Source organism: Zavarzinia sp. (genome assembly GCF_041650655.1).
Taxonomy (GTDB): domain Bacteria; phylum Pseudomonadota; class Alphaproteobacteria; order Zavarziniales; family Zavarziniaceae; genus Zavarzinia.
This window is the reverse complement of the sequence record NZ_JBAZKR010000281.1, coordinates 1-2,583: the sequence shown is the minus strand read 5'-3', so window position 1 is coordinate 2,583 and position 2,583 is coordinate 1. Positions and strand designations below refer to the sequence as shown.

The window sequence follows — 2,583 nt, the reverse complement described above, 5'->3', positions numbered from 1 at the left end:
ACAGTGCCTGGTACCGGCGGATCAGCCCGCTCGGACGGCTACCGGCCCTGCTCGACGGCGATCTGGTGCTCGACGATCCGCAGGCGATCCTGGTCCATCTCGGGGCCGGTTCGGCCTGGTATCCGTTGGCGCAGGCGGGGGCCGTGCAGCAATGGCTTTCCTTCGCCGGGGCGCTGGCGGCGACGGCGGGGGCGGCCCGGCTGCACGACGGCATGATGCTGCCGCTCGATATCGCCGCGGCGCGGGGCGAGGCGCATCGCCTGCTCGGCGCCCTCGAAAAGCACCTCTGGTTCGCCGAGGCGGCGGGGCAGGAATGGCTCTGCCCCGGCGATCATCCGACCGTGGCCGATGTCGCCTGTTTCCCGGACATCATGCTGTCGGAAGAAGGCGGGATCTCGCGGATCGACTATCCGGCGGTGCGCCGCTGGCTCGACCGTTTCCGCCGCTTGCCCGGCTTCATCGTCATGCCGGGGATTTTCGAGGCGGCGCCGGCCGCCTGACGCCCGAGAGGAAGATCGCCACGCCCGCCTCGATCCAGGCGCGGATGCGGTCTTCCGCCGGCGGTTCGCCGCTGACCATGGATTCGCGCGTCAGATCGGCGAAGACCATGGAGAGCAGCATGGCCGCCGCGCGGTCGGCATCGCCGACCACGATGAAGCCTGCCTGTTCCTGCCGGCGCAGCCAGCGGCCGACGGCGGCGATGATCTTCTCGTGGCCCTCGCGGTAATAGGCGGCGATCATTTCCGGCACGCGCAGCACTTCGGTGGCCGCCAGCCGGTTGGCCGCGACGCCGCCGGCCGACAGCCCATAGTTGGAAAGTTCGAGCAGGATCCGGGTCAGCACCGGCGCGAGGTCCGCCTCGCTGGTCACCGCGTCGGAATCGAGGCCGGGCAGCATCTGCGCCATGAAGCTCGAAATCACTTCGGTCAGGATCGCCGTCTTGCTCTCGTAGAAGCGATAGATCGTCTTCGTGGAGACGCCGGCTTCCCGGGCGATGGTGCCGACGCTGGCGGCGCCGAAACCCTCGCGCATGAAGACGGCGCTGGCCGCCCCCAGGATCGCCTCGCGCAGTTCCGCTTCGCTCCGCCGTACCACCGATTCGCCCCTCCGGCACAAAAATTCCTTGACGGCAGGATTGCCGCGACGATGATCGTCGCCAAGGAAAACGGAAATTTTCCAAAACGCCAAGGCAAATCGAGCGGCGTCTGGAAACGGAGGAGGGGCGGACCATGAGCGGTGCCGAGGACGACCGCATCCTGTCGGGCGCGGCCTGGCAGGATTTTTGCGCCACATTGGCCAATGCGGGCAGCATCCTGCTGCGCGAGAGCGTGCCGGCCACGGTGTTCGACCGGGCGGAGGGCATCCGCTATCTCTCCCGCCTGACCCGCGCCTTCCTGGAATCGGCGGTCGAATATGCCGATCCGGATTTCCCCGCCCTGCGCCGCCTCGCCCATGAGACGGTGAAGATCGGCGCCGACAATCCGGACAATGTCTATCTCTCGGCGACGATCGCGGGCGACCGCGATTACCGGATCACGGGCAAGCGCGGCACGATTTCCTATTTCTCGATCGGCTCGAAGGCCAACCGCTATGCGATCGACGGCACCATGTCGTCGACCGGCGAGTTGAACGACCGCAGCCTGATCGTCGGCCCGGATGGCGACGTCGAGATCATCGCCTCGGCGACGCCGAAACCGGGCAATTGGCTGCCCTTGGCCGAAGACAGCACGCTCCTCGTGGTGCGCCAATCCTATCTCGACCATGCGACCGAACAGCCCGGCAGTTACTCGATCGAGCGGATCGGTGCGCCCCCGGCGCCGCAGCCCCTGTCGGCCGCTCATCTGACCGACGCCTTGCAGAAGGCTTCGATGGGCGTGATGGGCACCGCCTTCATCTTCGCGCAATGGACCGAGCTGTTCATGACCCGGCCCAACGAGCTGCCCGACTGGGGACAGGCGATGTTCCAGCGCGCCGGCGGCGATCCCGACATCTTCTATCTGCACGGCTATTTCGAACTCGGCCCCGACGAGGCCTGGGTGATCGAGACCGAAGTGCCGGACTGCCCCTATTGGAACTTCCAGCTCAACAATTGGTGGATGGAATCGCTCGATTACCGCTTCCACCGCATCTGGGTGAACAAGCACGGGGCGAAGCTCAATCCGGACGGCACGGTGACGCTGGTGATCGCCGCACGCGATCCGGGCTTCGGCAATTGGATCGATACCGCGGGCCACAACCGCGGCACCGCTCTGCTGCGCTGGGTCGGCGCGGATCGCCATCCGCTGCCGAACTGTCGCATCGTCAAGATCTGAAAGGGGGAACCATGGGTGTGCAATTCTCGGTCGAGGACCTGAAGCAGGCGGCGCGGAACGAGACGGGTCTCGACGATTTCGGCGATCCCTGGTTCGAGGTGCCGCTGGCCGCCCTGGTGAAGGCGCTGAACGAGGAAGCCGACCTGTCCGAGATGGGCGGCTATATCCAGGGGGCCAGCCTGACCAAATACCTGGGCGAGCGGCTGCGCAAGGTCCAGCTCTTCAAGGATCATCCGGAGATCGCGGCGGAAGAGGTCGGCGTGCTGGCGGA

General features: G+C 66.6%; 3 protein-coding genes and 1 pseudogene. 3 read left to right on the top strand and 1 reads right to left on the bottom strand.

Features of this window, described 5'->3' with window-relative positions:
- Nucleotides 1–500: glutathione S-transferase C-terminal domain-containing protein (locus WC493_RS23610; RefSeq protein ID WP_373069164.1), on the top strand; the 500-nt coding region annotated here is incomplete at its 5' end.
- On the opposite strand, the gene WC493_RS23605 is transcribed toward WC493_RS23610, so the two are convergent.
- Complete coding sequence (locus tag WC493_RS23605) at nucleotides 463–1,095, bottom strand: TetR/AcrR family transcriptional regulator (protein ID WP_373069162.1); 633 nt, start codon at nucleotides 1,093–1,095, stop codon at nucleotides 463–465. The genes WC493_RS23610 and WC493_RS23605 overlap by 38 nt on opposite strands.
- Before the next feature lie 134 nt (nucleotides 1,096–1,229).
- Here WC493_RS23605 and WC493_RS23600 point away from each other — a divergent pair, with 134 nt between their 5' ends.
- The gene (locus tag WC493_RS23600) at nucleotides 1,230–2,312 is read left to right on the top strand and encodes a DUF1214 domain-containing protein (RefSeq protein WP_373069160.1); all 1,083 of its coding nucleotides are present in this window, start codon (nucleotides 1,230–1,232) and stop codon (nucleotides 2,310–2,312) included.
- 11 nt (nucleotides 2,313–2,323) lie between these two features.
- Nucleotides 2,324–2,583, top strand: a pseudogene (locus WC493_RS23595) (hypothetical protein); the annotation flags it as partial.

Coding starts and splice junctions, on each gene's coding strand:
- WC493_RS23600 (WP_373069160.1), top strand. CDS start 1,230: ATGAGCGGTGCCGAGGACGACCGCATCCTGTCGGGCGCGGCCTGGCAG.